We start from the raw sequence: 1,147 nt of genomic DNA, 5'->3' as shown, positions 1-1,147 counted from the left end.
TGGAGCGGGAGACGAGTCTCGAACTCGCGACCTCAACCTTGGCAAGGTTGCGCTCTACCAACTGAGCTACTCCCGCAACGCGTTCAGCGAAGTATGCGTATTGTACGCGAAAAAATAACTTTGTCAAGAGTGAGATGCAAATTTAATCCTGTACCAGCCAATTGCCTTTAGCTCGGTCAGCTCAACATGAATTTTCTGAGTCTTCAATGAACCGCTGCGTGCAGACAATACCGGCAATCTTCAGCCGAGACAAACCCTACCGGGATCACCTTCGCGCCCATGCACGGACATTTGAAGAAAGTCGGACTTCCCGATCTTCGACGTGTTCAGCGTCTCTGTGTTATAGAGGCCTCAAAATGAAAAAGGCCTCTCCGCAGAGAAGCCCTTAGTTTTTTATGCTGTCTATTCCGAAATCTTTGAGAGTTCCACGTCAACGGCTCCGAAGATCCAGCCATTGAATGCAGGATTTTTGCGGATAGCTTCCATAGCGGAAGGCTTGGGGATGTCCTGTCCTTCATCGACAGTGCATTCAATCCATCCTTCGATAGCCTCCCTGGCCCTATCGAAAGCCTCGTCGAGAGTGTCTCCGGCGGAGAAGCATCCGGGAAGGTCGGGTACTATGACCCCATATGCAGTCTTTTCGTCGCCCGGCTCAATAACGATTGGATAACGCATAGCGTGCCCGATTTAAATCAGCGAGGCGGCTTCAACCTTGCTTTCCCATCAAAATCCCCGTAGAGCCCCTTTCAAGTAGTATTTTGGGCATCTCAGTTGGGCTCAAAAAAACTACCTGAAATACTACTTGACATTTCCGCGCTTAAGGGTATTTCCTGCTGCTATGAGGGACGGTCTAAAGAGTGTTATCTGTCCGTTTATTCAGGAAAATCAACGAAAATACAGCACGATAAATCGAGATGAGATAGGCAGGTGGTGCCGGAGACGGGAATCGAACCCGTACGCCCTGAAGCGGGCGGCGGATTTTAAGTCCGCTACGTCTACCAATTTCGTCACTCCGGCAATTCCCTATGCCTATAAAAAAAGGGGAACTTCCGTTCCCCTCTCTTTAAGTCTGGAGCGGGAGACGAGTCTCGAACTCGCGACCTCAACCTTGGCAAGGTTGCGCTCTACCAACTGAGCTACTCCCGCA

The 1,147-nt window shown here is 50.3% G+C and carries 1 protein-coding gene and 3 tRNA genes; all 4 read right to left on the bottom strand.

Annotation, left to right across the window (positions count from 1 at the left end; translation table 11 throughout):
- Positions 1-76: transfer RNA gene (locus GBM95_RS11790), tRNA-Gly, on the bottom strand.
- Positions 77-402: 326 nt separating this feature from the next.
- Entirely contained in the window at positions 403-675 is a 273-nt protein-coding gene (locus GBM95_RS11785; protein WP_152159264.1) for a type II toxin-antitoxin system HicB family antitoxin, read from the bottom strand.
- 253 nt (positions 676-928) lie between these two features.
- A tRNA-Leu gene (locus GBM95_RS11780) sits at positions 929-1,017 on the bottom strand.
- 53 nt (positions 1,018-1,070) lie between these two features.
- Positions 1,071-1,146, bottom strand: a tRNA-Gly gene (locus GBM95_RS11775).
- Position 1,147: the final 1 nt, after the last annotated feature.

Source organism: Sutterella seckii (assembly GCF_009183815.1).
GTDB lineage: Bacteria > Pseudomonadota > Gammaproteobacteria > Burkholderiales > Burkholderiaceae_F > Sutterella > Sutterella seckii.
Note: the sequence above shows the minus strand (reverse complement) of the source record. Positions and strands in the feature narration are given on the sequence as shown.